Source organism: Bradyrhizobium sp. SSBR45G (genome assembly GCF_030159255.1).
In the GTDB taxonomy this organism is placed as follows: Bacteria; Pseudomonadota; Alphaproteobacteria; order Rhizobiales; family Xanthobacteraceae; genus Bradyrhizobium.
The window spans coordinates 199831-214753 of sequence record NZ_BSCT01000003.1 but is presented as its reverse complement, the minus strand read 5'-3'; the positions used below and the strand labels follow the sequence as shown (position 1 = coordinate 214753).

General features: G+C 67.4%; 13 protein-coding genes. 4 read left to right on the top strand and 9 right to left on the bottom strand.

Translation table 11 applies throughout. The features are described from left to right. Positions 1 to 389: 389 nt before the first annotated feature. From QQL87_RS05770 to QQL87_RS05755, 4 genes are all read right to left on the bottom strand, one after another. Entirely contained in the window at positions 390 to 950 is a 561-nt protein-coding gene (locus QQL87_RS05770; RefSeq protein WP_284416649.1) for a hypothetical protein, read from the bottom strand. A gap of 4 nt (positions 951 to 954) precedes the next feature. Then, positions 955 to 1674, bottom strand: a complete 720-nt coding sequence (locus QQL87_RS05765) for a class I SAM-dependent methyltransferase (RefSeq protein ID WP_284416650.1) — start codon at positions 1672 to 1674, stop codon at positions 955 to 957. Between the two features lie 214 nt (positions 1675 to 1888). Further along, positions 1889 to 5032 (bottom strand): multidrug efflux RND transporter permease subunit, encoded by a 3144-nt coding sequence (locus QQL87_RS05760; RefSeq protein ID WP_284416651.1) that lies wholly within the window; start codon positions 5030 to 5032, stop codon positions 1889 to 1891. A 28-nt stretch (positions 5033 to 5060) separates the two neighbouring features. Next, on the bottom strand, positions 5061 to 6224 hold the full coding sequence (locus QQL87_RS05755; RefSeq protein ID WP_284416652.1) for an efflux RND transporter periplasmic adaptor subunit: 1164 nt from the start codon (positions 6222 to 6224) through the stop codon (positions 5061 to 5063). 344 nt (positions 6225 to 6568) lie between these two features. On the opposite strand from QQL87_RS05755, the gene QQL87_RS05750 reads away from it, so the two are divergent. From QQL87_RS05750 to QQL87_RS05740, 3 genes are all read left to right on the top strand, one after another. Next, complete coding sequence (locus QQL87_RS05750) at positions 6569 to 6811, top strand: hypothetical protein (RefSeq protein WP_284416653.1); 243 nt, start codon at positions 6569 to 6571, stop codon at positions 6809 to 6811. A 467-nt stretch (positions 6812 to 7278) separates the two neighbouring features. Then, positions 7279 to 8286 (top strand): dienelactone hydrolase family protein, encoded by a 1008-nt coding sequence (locus QQL87_RS05745; protein WP_284416654.1) that lies wholly within the window; start codon positions 7279 to 7281, stop codon positions 8284 to 8286. Positions 8287 to 8386: 100 nt separating this feature from the next. Next, positions 8387 to 8872 (top strand): hypothetical protein, encoded by a 486-nt coding sequence (locus QQL87_RS05740; protein WP_349817257.1) that lies wholly within the window; start codon positions 8387 to 8389, stop codon positions 8870 to 8872. 158 nt (positions 8873 to 9030) lie between these two features. On the opposite strand, the gene blaOXA is transcribed toward QQL87_RS05740, so the two are convergent. The 4 genes from blaOXA to QQL87_RS05720 form a co-directional block, all read right to left on the bottom strand. Then, positions 9031 to 9849 carry an OXA-1091 family oxacillin-hydrolyzing class D beta-lactamase gene (gene blaOXA / locus QQL87_RS05735; protein ID WP_284416656.1) on the bottom strand — a complete coding sequence of 273 codons (819 nt, stop codon included), beginning with the start codon at positions 9847 to 9849 and terminating at the stop codon, positions 9031 to 9033. A gap of 85 nt (positions 9850 to 9934) precedes the next feature. Next, on the bottom strand, positions 9935 to 10216 hold the full coding sequence (locus QQL87_RS05730) for an EscU/YscU/HrcU family type III secretion system export apparatus switch protein (protein WP_284416657.1): 282 nt from the start codon (positions 10214 to 10216) through the stop codon (positions 9935 to 9937). Next, positions 10213 to 11874 (bottom strand): flagellar hook-length control protein FliK, encoded by a 1662-nt coding sequence (gene fliK, locus QQL87_RS05725; protein ID WP_284416658.1) that lies wholly within the window; start codon positions 11872 to 11874, stop codon positions 10213 to 10215. Before fliK ends, QQL87_RS05730 begins: the two co-directional genes overlap by 4 nt. A 61-nt stretch (positions 11875 to 11935) precedes the next feature. Beyond that, positions 11936 to 12718 carry an ATP12 family chaperone protein gene (locus tag QQL87_RS05720; protein WP_284416659.1) on the bottom strand — a complete coding sequence of 261 codons (783 nt, stop codon included), beginning with the start codon at positions 12716 to 12718 and terminating at the stop codon, positions 11936 to 11938. Between the two features lie 90 nt (positions 12719 to 12808). Between QQL87_RS05720 and QQL87_RS05715 the strand changes: the two genes are divergently transcribed. Beyond that, entirely contained in the window at positions 12809 to 13249 is a 441-nt protein-coding gene (locus QQL87_RS05715; protein ID WP_284416660.1) for a hypothetical protein, read from the top strand. A gap of 228 nt (positions 13250 to 13477) precedes the next feature. Here QQL87_RS05715 and QQL87_RS05710 read toward each other — a convergent pair whose 3' ends face one another. Beyond that, complete coding sequence (locus QQL87_RS05710; RefSeq protein ID WP_284416661.1) at positions 13478 to 14878, bottom strand: RluA family pseudouridine synthase; 1401 nt, start codon at positions 14876 to 14878, stop codon at positions 13478 to 13480. Positions 14879 to 14923 lie beyond the last annotated feature (45 nt).

The following is a 14923-nucleotide window of genomic DNA, read 5'->3' as shown; positions in this document are numbered from 1 at the left end:
CCTGCGCGATGGTTTGAGCGGGTTATAGGCGCTCTCCCCGGGGACCGGCTGTCTTGCCCCCGTCGCCAGCGGATCATCATCCCCGCCGGCTTGGCGCCAGCATCGGGGCGCCAGGACCACACCATTTCGCCGTCGCATCGCTCCGTTCGTCGGCCCGGCTGTGACACCAGGCTGCAGACCGATGCGCCCATCGCATCACAGGCCCGACGTTCGTGACGATCGCGAAACGTCCCTCTTGGCGGGCCCGGATGCGCGGAAATGTGCAGGTGATTTGCCCGACGCTGCAACTGATAAGTCTGCGACAAACTGGCACGACGGGCAGTTGGCGCATGACGGGAATGCGCGGATTGCCCGTCGGGCACGTCGCACGCTCGATAAGCGGGTGTGTTTCAGGCGGTCGTTGATGGTTCTCCGATGGTATAGACAGCCAGAATGCGGAACGGTCCGGGCTCGGTGTTGTCAAAAAGCCCGCGCTCCACGGCAGCTTTGGCCTCATCGAACGTAGCGAACAAGCAATGCGCGTTGACTGCTACGTCCTTGGCAACCGAACAACAGGACAACGGCGAACATTCGGGACTGGTCCGCGACCAGAACGATACGACGTCGAAGCCTTCCAGGTGCCCGCTGACCGGCTCGCGCACGTCGGTTGTGAGCGACGGTTCGGGCGCGAACGCAGACCATTGTCGCGTGGTTTCGTCGTATTCGACCTCGTAGGCCTCATAGTAGAACACAGTTGTCGCCGAGAGATCGACGCCCTTCGTCCTTGCCAGCTCTTCGATGATGTCGGGTGAATCGAACACCCAGTAGCCGTTGTGCTTCCAATCATCGATATAGTCGGCAAAGTTCACGGATATGCAGGCACTGACCGAATATATGTCGGCGACCTGGTCGACGTTCAGCCAGTGAGGACTCGTTGCGATCTTTTTCGCCATGTAGCCAAGAGGGCGCATCGATCTATCCAATTTTCCGTCCAGAAACCCCGGTGGCGCAGCCGAAGACATATTTCGAGAACTCGACCTCCAGACCCTGCGCGCGCAGCATGTTGGCCAGCCCGGAGGCGTCGCCGAAATTGCTGGTGTAGGTGCCGATCATCGCAAAATCCTGCGCGCCGCGCAGGAAGATGCGCTCGATCAGCGGCAGCACGACCTTGAGATGCAGCAGATACAGCGGCCGCAGCCACCAGCCTTTGGGATCCGACGCCTCGATCACGGAGAACACGCCGCCGGGCTTGAGCACGCGGGCGATCAGCGCGGCGAGGCGCGCATGCTGGCCGGGATTGAACGTCTTCAGGCCGAAGGTCGAGATGACGAAGTCGGCACTTTCCGGCGGCAGGTCGCTCGCCAGCAGATCGTCCTCGATGAAGTCGATCCGGTGCGCGCGGTGGGCGTGCAGCCGTTCCATGGCGCGGCGGTGCATGCCGGAGGAAATGTCCACGGCGGTGATCGCCCCGATGCCGTCGAAGCGTTTCAGGAGATGCGGCCAGACCTCGCCGGTCCCGGCCATCAGATCATAGCCGCGCGCGCTCTCGACCCGCGGCGCCGGCATCGCCGCCACGCATTGCCGGCGCCAGCGCTCGGTGAAGCCGAACGAGAAGATCAGGCTGAACGTGATGTAGCGGTCGGAGCAGCGATCGAACACGCCCTTGACGAAGTCTGGATCGTAGATGTCGGCCATGGTCTGCCTGCGCCCCCCTCTGGTCGTCCCGGGCCAGCGTCAACGCGCGCAGCGCGAAGGAGCGCCGCCCCGGGACCCAGAACCACCGGCCGGCATCGTAGCGCAAGCCTTGGCGACGTGTCTGCCACACACCGCGACTTGTGGTTATGGGTCCCGGCGTTCGCCGGGACGACATTGGAGTTTGCCGAACGATCGACTTCTATCGGCCAAGGTCTCAGTGCGCCGCTGACGGCACCTCCACCTTCGACGCCTCGGAGACCGCCGCCTTGTCGCGCGTGAAGAACCGAATCACGACGACGAAGAACACCGGCACCCAGAATACGGCCAGAAGCGTCGCCGTGATCATGCCGCCGAGCACGCCGGTGCCGAGCGCCTGCTGGCTTGCGCCACTCGCGCCCGTCGCGATCACCAGCGGCACGACGCCGAGGATGAAGGCCAGCGAGGTCATGATGATCGGCCGGAAGCGGAGCTCGCAGGCCATGATGGTTGCCTCGATCAACGGCGTGCCGCGGGCCCGCAGGTCCTTGGCGAACTCGATGATCAGGATGGCGTTCTTGGCCGACAGGCCGATGATGGTGATGACGCCGACCGTGAAGTAGACGTCGTTGGGCAGGCCGCGCAGCCAGGCCGCAGCGACCGAACCGATGAGACCGAGCGGCACGGCCAGCATCACGGCGAACGGGATCGCCCAGCTCTCGTAGAGCGCCGCAAGGCACAGGAACACGAACAGGATCGACAGGCCGAGCAGGAATGCGGCCTGCGAGCCTGCGAGCTTCTCCTGCAGCGACTGCCCGGTCCACGCATAGCCGAACCCCTTCGGCAGCGTGCCCATCAGCCGCTCCATCTCCGCGATCGCATCGCCCGAGGTGTAGCCCGGCTTCGGATTGCCGGTGATGCGCACCGACGGATAGCCGTCGAAGCCCACGACCTGGGTCGGCCCGACCGACCAGGCGAGCCGCGCGAACGACGAGAACGGCACCATCTCGCCGGCGTTGTTGCGCACGCTGTAGGTCAGCAGATGCTCCGGCTTCGTCCGCTTGTCGTCGTTGGCCTGGACGATGACGCGCTGCATGCGCCCGAGATTCGGGAAGTCGTTGATGTAGTTCGACCCAAGGCTGGTCGACAGCGCGCCATTGATCGCGGCGAAGGTGACGCCGAGCGCGGCCGCCTTGTCGCGATCGATCTCGAGGCGGACCAGCGGCGCCGGCGGCAGCCCTTCGACGCTGAGCTTGCCGAGCACAGGCGAGGCTGCGGCGGCCGCAAACAGCTGGTCCTTGGCGGCCATCAGCGCCTCGTAGCCGCGCTGTGACCGGTCCTGCAGGCGGAAGCTGAAGCCCGACGTGTTGCCGAGATTGTCGATCGGCGGCGGCGCCAGCACCGACACCTCGGCGTCGCGGATCTTGGCCAGCTCCGGGTTGAGCCGCGCGATCAATGCGTCCGCGCTCTCGTTCCGGCCACGCTCAGACCAGTCCTTCAGCGTGACGAAGGCCTGCGCCGTGTTCGAGCCCTGGCCGTAGAAGCTGAAGCCGGCGATGAACGACACCATGTCGATGCCGGGCGTCGCGGCGAGCTTCTTCTCGACCGTCTTGATCACGTCGAGCGTGCGGTTGGTGCTGGCGTCGGCCGGCGTCAGCACGTCGACCATGACGAAGCCCTGGTCGTCGACCGGAAGGAAGCCGCCGGGCAACCGCCACAGCGAATAGCCAAGCCCGACCAGCAGCGCGACATAGATCAGCATGAAGCGGCCGCCGCGCGCCACCACCCAGCGCGTCGCGCCGCTGTAGCGGCTGGTCACCCGCCCGAACCAGCCGTTGAACCAGCCGAAGAAGCCACGCTTGGCATGGCCATGGCCCTTCTCGATCGGCTTGAGCAAGGTCGCGCACAAAGCCGGCGTCAGCGACAGCGCGAGGAACGCCGAGAAGCCGATCGAGATCACCATGGCCGCCGAGAACTGCTGATACATGATGCCGACCGAGCCGGGAAAGAAGGCCATCGGCACGAATACCGCCATCAGCACCAGGGTGATGCCGATGACCGCGCCGGTGATCTGCTCCATCGCCTTGACGGTCGCAGCCCGCGGCGACAGCCCCTCCTCCGCCATGATGCGCTCGACGTTCTCGACGACGACGATGGCGTCGTCGACCAGGATGCCGATGGCGAGCACCATGCCGAACATCGTCAGCACGTTGATGGAGAAGCCGAGGCTGAGCAGCACGGCACAGGTGCCGAGCAGCGCGATCGGCACCACGATGGTGGGAATGAGCGTGTAGCGGATGTTCTGGAGAAACAGGAACATCACCAGGAACACGAGCACCACCGCTTCGCCCAGCGTCAGCAGCACCTTCTTGACGGACTCGGCGATGACCGGGGTGATGTCGTAGGAGACTTCGTATTTGACCCCGGGCGGGAAGAAGGCGGCGAGCTCGGCCATCCGCGCCTTGACCGCCGTGGCGGTGGCGAGCGCGTTGCCACTCGGCGCGAGCTGCACGGCGACTGCGGCGGCAGGCTTGCCGTCGAGCCAGGACGAGAACGCGTAGGTCAGGCCGCCGACCTCGATCTTCGCCACGTCCGAGAGCTTGACCGTGGAGCCGTTCAGATTGGCGCGCAGCACGATGTTGCCGAACTCCTCCGGCGATTCGAGCTGCCCCTTCACCAGCACGGTGTTCTGCGTGCGCTGCTGCTGCGGCGACGGCGGCACGCCAAGAATGCCCGAGGCCACCTGCGCATTCTGCGCCGCGATCGCGGCATCGACGTCCTGCGCCGTCAGGCCGAGCCCGAACAGCTTGTCGGGATCGAGCCAGATGCGCATCGCGCGCTCGCTCGCGAACAGCCGCGCCCGGCCGACGCCAGGCAGGCGCCGGAGCTCCGGCAGCACGTAGCGGGTCGCGACGTCGCCCAGGCCGATCTCGTCGAGGCTGCCGTCGGTCGAGGTCAGCGTGACGAATTGCAGGATGGCGCTCGAGGCCTCGAGAATGACGACGCCCTGCTTGCGCACGGCCTCCGGCAGGCGCGGCTCGATGCGCTTGATGCGGTTCTGCACGTCGACGGCGGCGAGCTCGATATCCGTGCCGGGCTTGAAAGAGGCAATGATCTCGACCTCGCCCGTGGTGTCGCTCGTCGATTCGTAGTTCAGGATGCCGGCGGCGCCGTTCAGCTCCTCTTCGATCAGGCGCGTGACGCTGTAGTAAAGGTTCTCGGTCGACGCGCCTGGATAGGCCGTCGAAATCGAGATCGAGGGCGGCGCAATGATCGGATATTGCGCGACCGGAAGGAATGGAAGCGACAGGATGCCGCCGAGACAAATGAAGATCGCCACGACCCAGGCAAAGATCGGACGTGCGATGAAGAAACGTGACATGAGAATGGTCTCCGGCCGTGGCCAGCGTTCAGTTCTGAGCGGGCGGCTTGTCGGATCCGGAAGCCTTCCACGGCACCGGCGTGACCGCGCTGCCCGGCGAGAACTTCTGGAAGCCGTCGACGACGACCCGCCAGCCCGGCTTGAGACCATCCTCGATCAGCATGCCGCCATTGAGCGGACGCCCGAGCCGCACCGGCTGCAAATTCGCACGTCCCTCATCGTTGACGACGTAGACGGCGCTGCCGCCGGCCGTGGTCCGCTGCACGGCCTGGGCGGGCACGACGATGCCGTTGGCATCGATCGCCTCCTCGATCTGAACGCGGACATACATGCCGGGGAGCAGCTCGCCCTCCGGATTCGGAAACTCACCACGCAAAGTCACTTTCGCGGTCGACGGATCGACGCTGACATCCGAGAACAGCAGCCGGCCGGCGTGCCTGTAGGTCGAGCCGTCATCGAACACCAAGCGGACTCGCGCCGCCTCGGGGGAGACGCTCTTGAGGCGGCCTTCGGCGAGATCGCGGCGCAGCTGGTTCAGCTCGTCGACCGACTGGGTGAAGTCGGCATAGACCGGATCGAGCTGCTGAATCGTCGCGAGATGCGTCGTCTCATTCGGATTGACGAGCGCGCCCTCCGTCACCAGCGCGCGTCCGATGCGACCGGAGATCGGCGCCCTCACCGTCGCCCAGTCGAGATTGAGCTGCGCCTGAGCGACCGCGGCCTTCTGCGCCGCGACGTCCGCCTGAGCCTGGCGTTCGGCTGCAACGGCAAGCTCGTACTGCGCCTGCGTGGTGGCCTCGCCCTTCAGCAGGTTCTTCAGGCGGTCTTCCTGGCGGTCGGCCTGATAGAGCACGGCCTCCGCCTTGGCGAGCGCTGCGCGCGCCTTGTCCAGCTCCACCTGGAGCGGCGCGGGATCGATCCGGTAAAGTACGGCACCGGCGTCGACCATGGCACCCTGCTGAAAGCTGCGCTCGATCACGATGCCGCCGACGCGCGGACGGACCTCGGCAATGCGCATCGACGTGATCCGACCCGGCAGGTCCTTGGTCAAGGTCACGGAGGCCGATTCAAGCTTGAACACGCCAACCTCGGGAGGCGTGGAGGCATGCGGCGCAGCTGCGCCGCCTTGGTCGCCGCAGGCGGCAAGCGCAATGACGGAGACCGCGCAGATCGCTGCGCCTGCGGAGCGCATCAGCTTCTCTTTCAACTTCAAACCCATCAAATGACATTGCCGGCGCGCATAAATTCCTGATGACTGTCAGGCTCGGACATCGAAGAAACTCCGCCGGCCTAACTCACAGGTCGTCGCTCACAAACCTGGCGCGGCGTATACCAAGATCGCGAGCCGACGAATTTTCGTGCGGCGGTTACATAGGTGAGTTCGTTGCTCACGGCCAGATTGTTTCGCCAACAAAAATGCGACTGCGACAACGCACGCAACGACGCTTTGTCGCAGCTCCGCGCCGTTGCGCCCTGTCATACCGTTCAGTTCGACCGTCTCGGCCAGACTTACCGTCAAGACGGCCGGACTACTCCATGAACGTCAGAACGATGATGAAGAAGTTGCGGATCAGCGAGACGATCGGATCACGCAACCTATTTGTTCAGTCGCTGCCGGTCATGGTGTCCGCTCGCAAGGAGCCGCACGCCTGCGACGTCCAGACGCAACTGCTCCTGATTTCAGCTGAGCAAGCAAACGTTCATGATACCGCGCGCCGCGGACCCGCATCAGTTACCGAAGACCGGCCCGGCGGCGGACAGAACTCATTCCGCGTCTGAACGGGGGTGCCCGGCGCGCCCGGAGTCACGCGACGATGGCACCGAGCAAAAGCTGATCGCATTCGACGGCGCCGGGGACGACAGGCAGTCGCTGCAGGAGACGGCACGCGGTGTCGACGTCCAGCAGAACGAGGGCGACGCCGATGCCGGCGCGCTCAACCCGGAGCACGCAGATCAGCGACGCAGCCGGCGGCGCGGCCCGTCCATCGCCATCGCCACGTGGCCGTCACCCGCTCGTCACGTGCGGCGCACGCGCATGGCTGCGCGCTGCAACACGCCGGCGCCATGCGGAGTGTTGTCCACCGCTGACCGTCAGCATCCCCGACGCAAGCGTTTGACAGCCTTGCGCCCGGCCGTTCTACTCGGCCGCCAAGCCGCGCAACAAGCGGCGAGATCGGAGGACGGTCATGGAGATGCTCGTCGGTGGCGCGCCAGCGATGTTGGCTGCGCGTGGAGGACACGGTCCGATGCGGGCGACGCGTCGTGCCGGCCGGTGCGCGATCGCGGCGGCACTAGCGGTGCTCTGTGTCGCGCTCACGGGCCGCGCAGAGGCGCAGGGCATCCCCAAGGACGTGCCCGCGCGGGTCGAGATGTATCCGATCCCCTCGCTCACGCTGTCGGACAGACAGTTCCTCTCCGGAGATGACGGCGGCAAGCCGGTCACCGTCGCCGGCGAGATGCGGGTCGCGCAGGGCAGCGGCAGGCTGCCGGTCGTGGTGCTGATGCATGGCTCGGGCGGCGTCGGCGCCAACATTGCGGCCTGGAGCCGCACCTTCAACGCAATGGGCATCTCGACCTTTGTCATCGACGGCTTCACCGGGCGCGGCATCACCGCGACCAGCACCAACCAGGCGCAGCTCGGCCGGCTGAACCTGATCCTCGACATCTATCATGCGCTCGACGTGCTGGCGAAGCATCCGCGTGTCGATCCCGAGCGCATCGTGCTGATGGGATTCTCGCGCGGCGGACAGGCTGCGCTGTATGCGAGCCTCGACCGCTTCCACAAGCGCTGGAACAATTCGGGGCTGCAGTTCGCGGCCTACATCCCGTTCTATCCGGACTGCGCCACGACCTATCGCGCCGACACCGACGTGGCGGCGCGGCCGATCCGGATCTTTCACGGCGGGCCGGACGACTACAATCCGGTGCGAACCTGCAAGGCCTATGTCGAGCGGCTGAAGGCGGCGGGACGCGACGTTGCGCTGACCGAATATCCGGACTCGCCGCACGGCTTCGACCTCGGCCTGCTCGGCGCCAACATGGTCGCGGTCGCGAGCAAGGCGCAGACCGTGCGCAACTGCCGCATCACCGAAGGCGACGGCGGCATGCTGATGAATGCGGAGACGCAGCAGCCCTTCACCTATCAGGACGCGTGCGTCGAGCTCGATCCGCATGTCGGCGGCAATCCCGACACGGCCGAGGCGGCACGCCAGGCGGTGACCGATTTCCTGCGCACGTTGTTCAAACTGTCGTGAGAATAAATAGAACGATTTGGATCAATTATTGAGGTGACACATCGAACGTATCGGGTGTTCCTGCGTTGTCGCTCACTTTTCGACGATGAAACGGAGCCCGATGATGCGCGCCTCTCGCCTTGCGATCCCCACTCTGCTCACCGCCCTCGCCTTGGGCGGTGCCGCCCATGCTGCGCCCGCCTCGCCGTTCCGGGGGCTGGAGGGCTCCTGGACCGGCGGCGGCGTGCTCAGCACGTCGGACGGCAACCAGGAGCGGCTGCGCTGCCGCGCCGCCTATGACGTCGGCGGCGCCGGCGAGCAGCTGCGGCTCAACATCCGCTGCGCCAGCGACAGCTACAACATCGACCTCTCCAGCGACGTCGAATATCGCGGCGGCGAGATTTCCGGGCAATGGAGCGAGGCGAGCCGAAACGTCTCCGGCACCATCGAGGGCCGCGCCACCGGCAACCGCATCGAGGCGCAGGCCCGCGGGCAGACGTTTTCGGCGGGGCTGTCGCTGACCACGCAGGGACGTCGGCAGACGGTGTCGATCCGGCCGGCCGGTGCGCAGATCACCGCCGTCGATCTGGAGCTGTCGCGGCGGTGACGCGAATGTAGGGTGGGCAAAGGCGCGCAGGAGCGACGCTTGCGTCGCTCCGAGCACCGTGCCCACCGCGTCGGGCAAGATGGTGGGCACGGCGCGTGACACTGCCGTCAACAACTAACTGCGTGCCACGCGCCTTTGCCCACCCTACCGCGTGACACTCACACTGCGCCGATGTCCTTCAGACAGGCCTGGGTCAGCGTCATTCGCGCTTCGACGTGGCGCGGCTCGGGGCAGTCCATGTTGAGCGCGAACACGGTGGGCTGGTCCCCCTTATCGACCCAGCCGACCATCCAGCCGAGCGCGCCCTGCTCCTTGCCGAGCAGTCCCGACTTGAAGTGAATGACGGCGTCGCCGACCTTGGTGGTCGGGATGATGTCGCGCGTCAGATCCTGGCTGCGCTTGGCGACCGGCAGCGCGCCGCGCCTGAGGCGGTCGATGAAATCGACCTGCTCCACCGGATCGATGCGCAAGGCCCCGGTGAGCCAGAACTGATCGATGCCGCCGCCGATGTCGTGATTGCCGTAGTCGAGCTCCTCGAGATATTTCTGCATCCGCTCAGGGCCGATGCGGCGCGCGATCTCCTGATAGACCGGCACGGCGGATACGGCGATCGCGCTGCGCAAGGTGTGATCCTTGTTCCAGGCCTCGATCGATCTCGTGACGCCGTCCCATTTGAACACGTCCTTGTCCGGGTCCTCGACAACGCCGGTCTCCAGCGCGATCAGCGAGATGGCGATCTTGAAGGTCGAGGCCGGCAGCTTCGCCTCGCCGGAGCGCTCGGTGTCGCTGGCGATGATCAGATACTCCTCGACCTTGTAGGCGAGGAACGTGCCTTTGGTTCCCGCATCGACGAAGCGCTGGGCGAGCGAGCTGCGGATCTCGTTGCGTGGCGGCGCGACATGGGCCAGCGCGCGCGCCGGCAACAGGCTGGCGCCGGCGATCAGGCCAATCGCGTGGCGGCGGCTCATCATCGGCATCGCGTCATCTCTCCGTCGAATTGTGCCTCTCCCTATCACAGGGCGATGACGATCGAAGCATGACGGAGATCACAATGCGGCGCGATCAGCGCACAGGCCGCGACAGGTTGAGCACGAACACCAGCACCTCGGCGACGGCCTTGTAGAGCTCTTCCGGGATTTCGTCACCGAGCTCGACATTGGAGAGCGCGCCGGCCAGCACCTCGTTCTCCTCGATCGGGATGTCGTGCGCCTTCGCGACCTCGATGATCTTGGCGCCGATCGTGCCCTTGCCCTTGGCGACGACGCGCGGGGCGCCCTGGCCCTTGTCGTAATGCAGGGCGACGGCGAGCTGGGTTTTGTTGGCGGCCTTCACGTCGATGCTCATAGCGCGCGATCCAGGAAGTGGCCGGCCTTGGGCGGCAGCACGGCCGGCGGCGCGCCATCCTGCACGACGAGATCGCCGGGCGAGAGCTCGGCGCGGCTGAGCGCCTGGCTGAGCTCGGAGAGGCCGGCCCGCAGCCGCGCGGCGGTCGCGGGGCGCTCGGCCCACATCCGCACCGAGGTGCGCTCGGCGCTGAAGCTGATCAGCGCATGTACGGGGCCGGCCGGCTCGACGTCGAGCGAGAAGCGCGCGCGCCATGTCCGCTTCGCGGCATCGGGCGCCTGCCCGCCGCCGTCGCGCGAGATCTCGAACTGCGCCATCGCCGTGCCCTGCGGGGTGGCGAACGGAATCTCGAAATTCCAGCGCGGCTGCGTCGGATCATTGCGCGCGCCCGACGCGTCGGGACGGTCCGGCAGCGAGGCGACCTGCAGCAGGGTCTGGCGCGACAGCGCCTGGTCGGTCTCGTCGAGCAGGCGATGGGCGATCGCAGGCAGCGGCGTGTCCGGGCTGAGCGTCGGCGTCGCCACGTGCTGCGGCACCGGCGCCCCGCCGCGAAACGGCGGCGGCGGCGTGTTGGTGCGGATGACGACGTCGCCGCGGCCATTGGCATTGCGGCCGGGAACGAGGCCGGCGGCGCGCGGAATCTGCTGCTGCGCCTCCTGCAGCAGCGCCAGCACCGCGCCCGACGTCAGCGACTGCCCCTTGGCGCCCATGAGGTTTTCGAGCAGCGCCGCACCGGTGAAAGCCGGGGCCACATCGGGCCGTGCCATGCCGGTGGCCCAGGAGGTTGTCCAAGGCTGCGGCGGCAGCTCGATCTCGAGGTCCGGCACCAGCGAGGGCGCGGCGTTCTGCTGCGCGGCGACGGCGCGGCCGGCCTCGGACAGCACCGAGGCATAGGAGCCGCCGGGGGCCGGCGCCGTCGACGCGGTCGTGCCGGGATCGACGGTCTGCAGCACCGACGCCAGCGTCTGGCGCAGCACGATCAGCGCCGCCTTCAGGTCGGGCACGCCGACGCTGGCGCTGCCATTGGCGAGCGAGGATTCCAGGAACAGGCCCGAGGTCTGGACCGCCGTCTGCACATCCTCGGCGGTAAGCGCCGGCGACAGCTGGGTCTGCTGCGCCAGCACCTGCGCGACGGCAGCGCGCAAGGCCGGCGGAAGGTTTGGCGAGTCGGCGACCGCCTGCAGATCGGCGAACAATTGACCCTGGCTGCCCTGGCGGGTCGCGGCCTCCTCGCTGGCGATCGACAGCGCGAGCCGCTCCAGGCCGGTCAGCGGATCCGCGGGCGGAGCCAAGGTCGGCGCGAGGCGGCCGGTGACGTCGACGACGGTGGCAGCGGGTGTCGGCGTGCCGCTCGTGCCGGTCGCGGCGCCGCTGCCTTGGCCGACGATCGCGAGTTGCAGCCCCTGCGCGGTCTGCGAGACCGCGACCTGCACGGACTGGCCGGCCTGCAGCGGCAGCTCGGTGGCGAGCTCCATCGACAGATTGCCGATCGCGACCTGGACCAGATTCTCGGCGAGCACCTGCTGCACCCTGGCACTGAGCAGCGCGCCGGCCTGCAGCGTGGGGCCCGATGTCGCGTTGGCCGCAGCGCCCGACGCCGCGGTTCCCACGCTGCGGACGGCGCTGACAGATGGCGACGGGGTGACACTCTGGACCATGCGCGTACTCGGTTTACGCGCACACCCTAGACCTTCGCCCTAAACCCGGCGTTAACCGGCCTCAGCCGGCGGCGCCGACGTCCCGGAGGATGCGGATCGCGGCCTGATAGTCGACCTGCCGGGCGGCGCGGCGGGCCATCGCCTCCTCGTCGGCGCCCCATTGCGCGACGTTCCAGTCCTCGTCGACATGCGCCGCCGCCCAGACCTGGTCGGCATCGCGCACGGCATGCACCAGCGCCAGCGCCAGCAGCGCCGAGCCGGTCACGGTGGTCGCCACATGCGCAGCCGCCAGCGTCCAGGCGCCGGTCGGAAGCGCGTCCCGCGCCGCCTGCACGGCGGCCTCCGGCTGGGTCACGTGCATGATGCCCTCGGACAGGATGAAATGCGCGCCGAGGCTGTCCCGTGCCCAGTCCAGCACCGGGTCCCAATGCTCGGCCTCGCGCGCGACCAGCCCCTCGGGATGGCCGGCGCGATAGAACAGGAGGTCGGAGTGGAGGTATTTGGCGATGTCCTCGCGCACCTCGCTGGTGCGGTCGACCACCGACTGCACCACGCTGTTGGCGAACCGCGTCAGCGGCATAAGGGTGGGATTGATAGTCTCGCCCTGGGCCCGCCACTCCGCGGCCACCGCCTCCGCCAGCCCGGCGACGGGAATGACGACGACGCGCCCGGAAGGGGTGCGGATCGGCCGGCCGTCGAGCGTGACGTGGAAGCCGCCCTCGGCCGCAGCGGTGCCGGCCTCCTTGTAGAAGCGCTTGCGCAGCGGCGCGCGCATCGCCTGGCGCGCCGATTCCTGCGGATCGAGCGGCGACTGGCCGACCACCTCGTCAAACAGTTCACGCATCTGAATTCCGGCCCTCTCGAAGGGATGATCACACAGGATCCGTTGTTTGCGCGCTAGATAAGCCCGATCTGCCGGAAATGCGAGCCGCCGATGCGCCCCCTGCTCTCTGCCCTCATCCTCCTCAGCACCACTGCCGCGGCCAGCGCCGGGTTCAGCACGCCGGAATCGCTGGTCCGCAACGTCTATGCCCATTACGGCCACGGCGCGCCGGAGTTCTCCGGCGGGCTGCCGCGGACCGCGGAGGCCGCGCGGCAGTTCTTCGATCCGAGCCTCGCCAAGGCCTGGACCGCGCCGCGGCGCGAGCCCTACGACTTCCTGGTGCAGAGCCCGCGCTGGAAGCTCGGCCCGGTCGCGATCTCGATCCTGCGCCGGCAGTTCGACAAGACCTATGTCGCCGCGAGCTTCGACAACCAGGGCCGCCGCATCACCCTGAACTTCATCGTCGTGAAGGGGCCGGACGGCTGGGTCATCCTCGACGTCGAGACCCCGCATGACTCGCTGCGGCTGTTCCTGGAGCAGTTCCGGAACTGAGCGTCTGCGGAACCGTCCGTGTGCAAGGACATGCGGGCGCGTTGCTCATGGCGCACGGTGTTCTCACCACGTCATTGCGAGCGCAGCGAAGCAATCCAGAATCCCACCGCGGAGACAGTCTGGATTGCTTCGCTGCGCTCGCAATGACGGATGGAGAGAGCTCGTCGTCCCGGAAGGCATTTCGGTGAACCCGCATGTCGCTGCGCTCATGCGGGCTACGAAGCCGGTTCACTCCTCCGGCGCGTTCTCGATCGGGTCGAAGCGGTCGTGCTCGAGGCCGAGCAGGTTCCAGGACTGCAGCATGTGCGGCGGCAGCGGCGCGGTCGCGTCGATCACGCCACCGCGTGGATGCGGGATGACGATGCGGCGTGCCAGGAGATGCAGCCGGTTCTGCAGGCCGCCGGGCAGCGCCCAGTTCTCGATGTTGAAATATTTGGGATCGCCGACGATCGGATGGCCGATATGGGCCATGTGCGCGCGCAGCTGATGGGTGCGTCCCGTCACCGGCTTCAGCGACACCCAGGCGAGCTTGCTCGCGGAGGCCTCGACCACGGCATAGTAGGTCACGGCGTGGCTGGCGCCCTCGTCGCCATGGGCGGCGACGCGCATGATGGTGTCGTCCTCGCTCTCCTCCTTGGCGAGATAGGTGGAGATGCGGCCCTGCTTGGGCTTGGGCACGCCGGCCACCAGCGCCCAATAGACCTTGCGGGCAGAGCGATGGCGGAACGCGCCGGTGAGGTGCGTCGCGGCAAAGCGGGTCTTGGCGACCAGCAGACAGCCGGAGGTCTCGCGGTCGATGCGGTGCACGAGCCGCGGCTTCTGGCCCTTGGCGTCGCGCATCACCTCCAGCATCTGGTCGATGTGGCGCGTCATGCCGGAGCCGCCCTGCACCGCGAGGCCGGCGGGCTTGTTGAGGACGAGCACGTCGTCGTCCTCGTACAGCGTCATCGCCTTCAGCGTGTCGAGCGTCTTCTGCTCGGCGTCCGACAGGCCACCGCTGCGCTCCTTCGGCGCATCGAGCTTGAGCGGCGGAATCCGCACGCTCTGGCCTTCCTCCAGACGATCCTTGCTATCGGCACGCTTGCCGTTCACCCGCAGCTCGCCTTTGCGGACGATGCGCTGAATGTGGGAAAACGACAGGCCTGGAAAGCGCGCCTCGAGAAAGCGGTCGACGCGCATGCCGTTCTCGTCGGCCGTCACCACAACGGTCTGCACCTTGGTCGGCAGCAGCGCCGGCTCGGGCTCGGGCTTCTTCGGCGGCGGTGCGTCGGCCGGCTTGCGCTCGGCCCGCTCGGCGCCGAAGCGCACCGGCTTGCCGGCGCGCTTGGCGGGCGGCCGCTCCCGCGGCTCGAACGTATCGCGACGATCCTCGCGCTCGGCGCGTGGCGCACGAACGCGATCGCCCTTGCCGTGACCGAACTCGCTGCGTGGCGCCGCCTCGCGCTCCCCGGCAAAGCGCTCGCGCCGCGGACGGTCGCCATCCGGACGCTTGCTCGGCTCGCGCTTTGGCGACTCGCGCTTGGCCGGCGCGCCTGCGCTGCGGGCAGCCTCGGCCTTCGGCCGCTCGCTGTTGCGGCGGTCGGCGGGACGGTCGGATCGGCTCTGGGTTCGCTTGATGCGGCGGCTCATACGCAGGTGCCTATCGTAAAAGGCTCTGCCAGTCACGGCGAAATC

Excerpts from the sequence above, each read along its gene's own strand:
- QQL87_RS05770 (WP_284416649.1), bottom strand. The coding sequence starts at position 950 with ATGCGCCCTCTTGGCTACATGGCGAAAAAGATCGCAACGAGTCCTCAC.
- QQL87_RS05765 (WP_284416650.1), bottom strand. The coding sequence starts at position 1,674 with ATGGCCGACATCTACGATCCAGACTTCGTCAAGGGCGTGTTCGATCGC.
- QQL87_RS05760 (WP_284416651.1), bottom strand. The coding sequence starts at position 5,032 with ATGTCACGTTTCTTCATCGCACGTCCGATCTTTGCCTGGGTCGTGGCG.
- QQL87_RS05755 (WP_284416652.1), bottom strand. The coding sequence starts at position 6,224 with ATGCGCTCCGCAGGCGCAGCGATCTGCGCGGTCTCCGTCATTGCGCTT.
- QQL87_RS05750 (WP_284416653.1), top strand. The coding sequence starts at position 6,569 with ATGAACGTCAGAACGATGATGAAGAAGTTGCGGATCAGCGAGACGATC.
- QQL87_RS05745 (WP_284416654.1), top strand. The coding sequence starts at position 7,279 with ATGCGGGCGACGCGTCGTGCCGGCCGGTGCGCGATCGCGGCGGCACTA.
- QQL87_RS05740 (WP_349817257.1), top strand. The coding sequence starts at position 8,387 with ATGATGCGCGCCTCTCGCCTTGCGATCCCCACTCTGCTCACCGCCCTC.
- blaOXA (WP_284416656.1), bottom strand. The coding sequence starts at position 9,849 with ATGCCGATGATGAGCCGCCGCCACGCGATTGGCCTGATCGCCGGCGCC.
- QQL87_RS05730 (WP_284416657.1), bottom strand. The coding sequence starts at position 10,216 with ATGAGCATCGACGTGAAGGCCGCCAACAAAACCCAGCTCGCCGTCGCC.
- fliK (WP_284416658.1), bottom strand. The coding sequence starts at position 11,874 with ATGGTCCAGAGTGTCACCCCGTCGCCATCTGTCAGCGCCGTCCGCAGC.
- QQL87_RS05720 (WP_284416659.1), bottom strand. The coding sequence starts at position 12,718 with ATGCGTGAACTGTTTGACGAGGTGGTCGGCCAGTCGCCGCTCGATCCG.
- QQL87_RS05715 (WP_284416660.1), top strand. The coding sequence starts at position 12,809 with ATGCGCCCCCTGCTCTCTGCCCTCATCCTCCTCAGCACCACTGCCGCG.
- QQL87_RS05710 (WP_284416661.1), bottom strand. The coding sequence starts at position 14,878 with ATGAGCCGCCGCATCAAGCGAACCCAGAGCCGATCCGACCGTCCCGCC.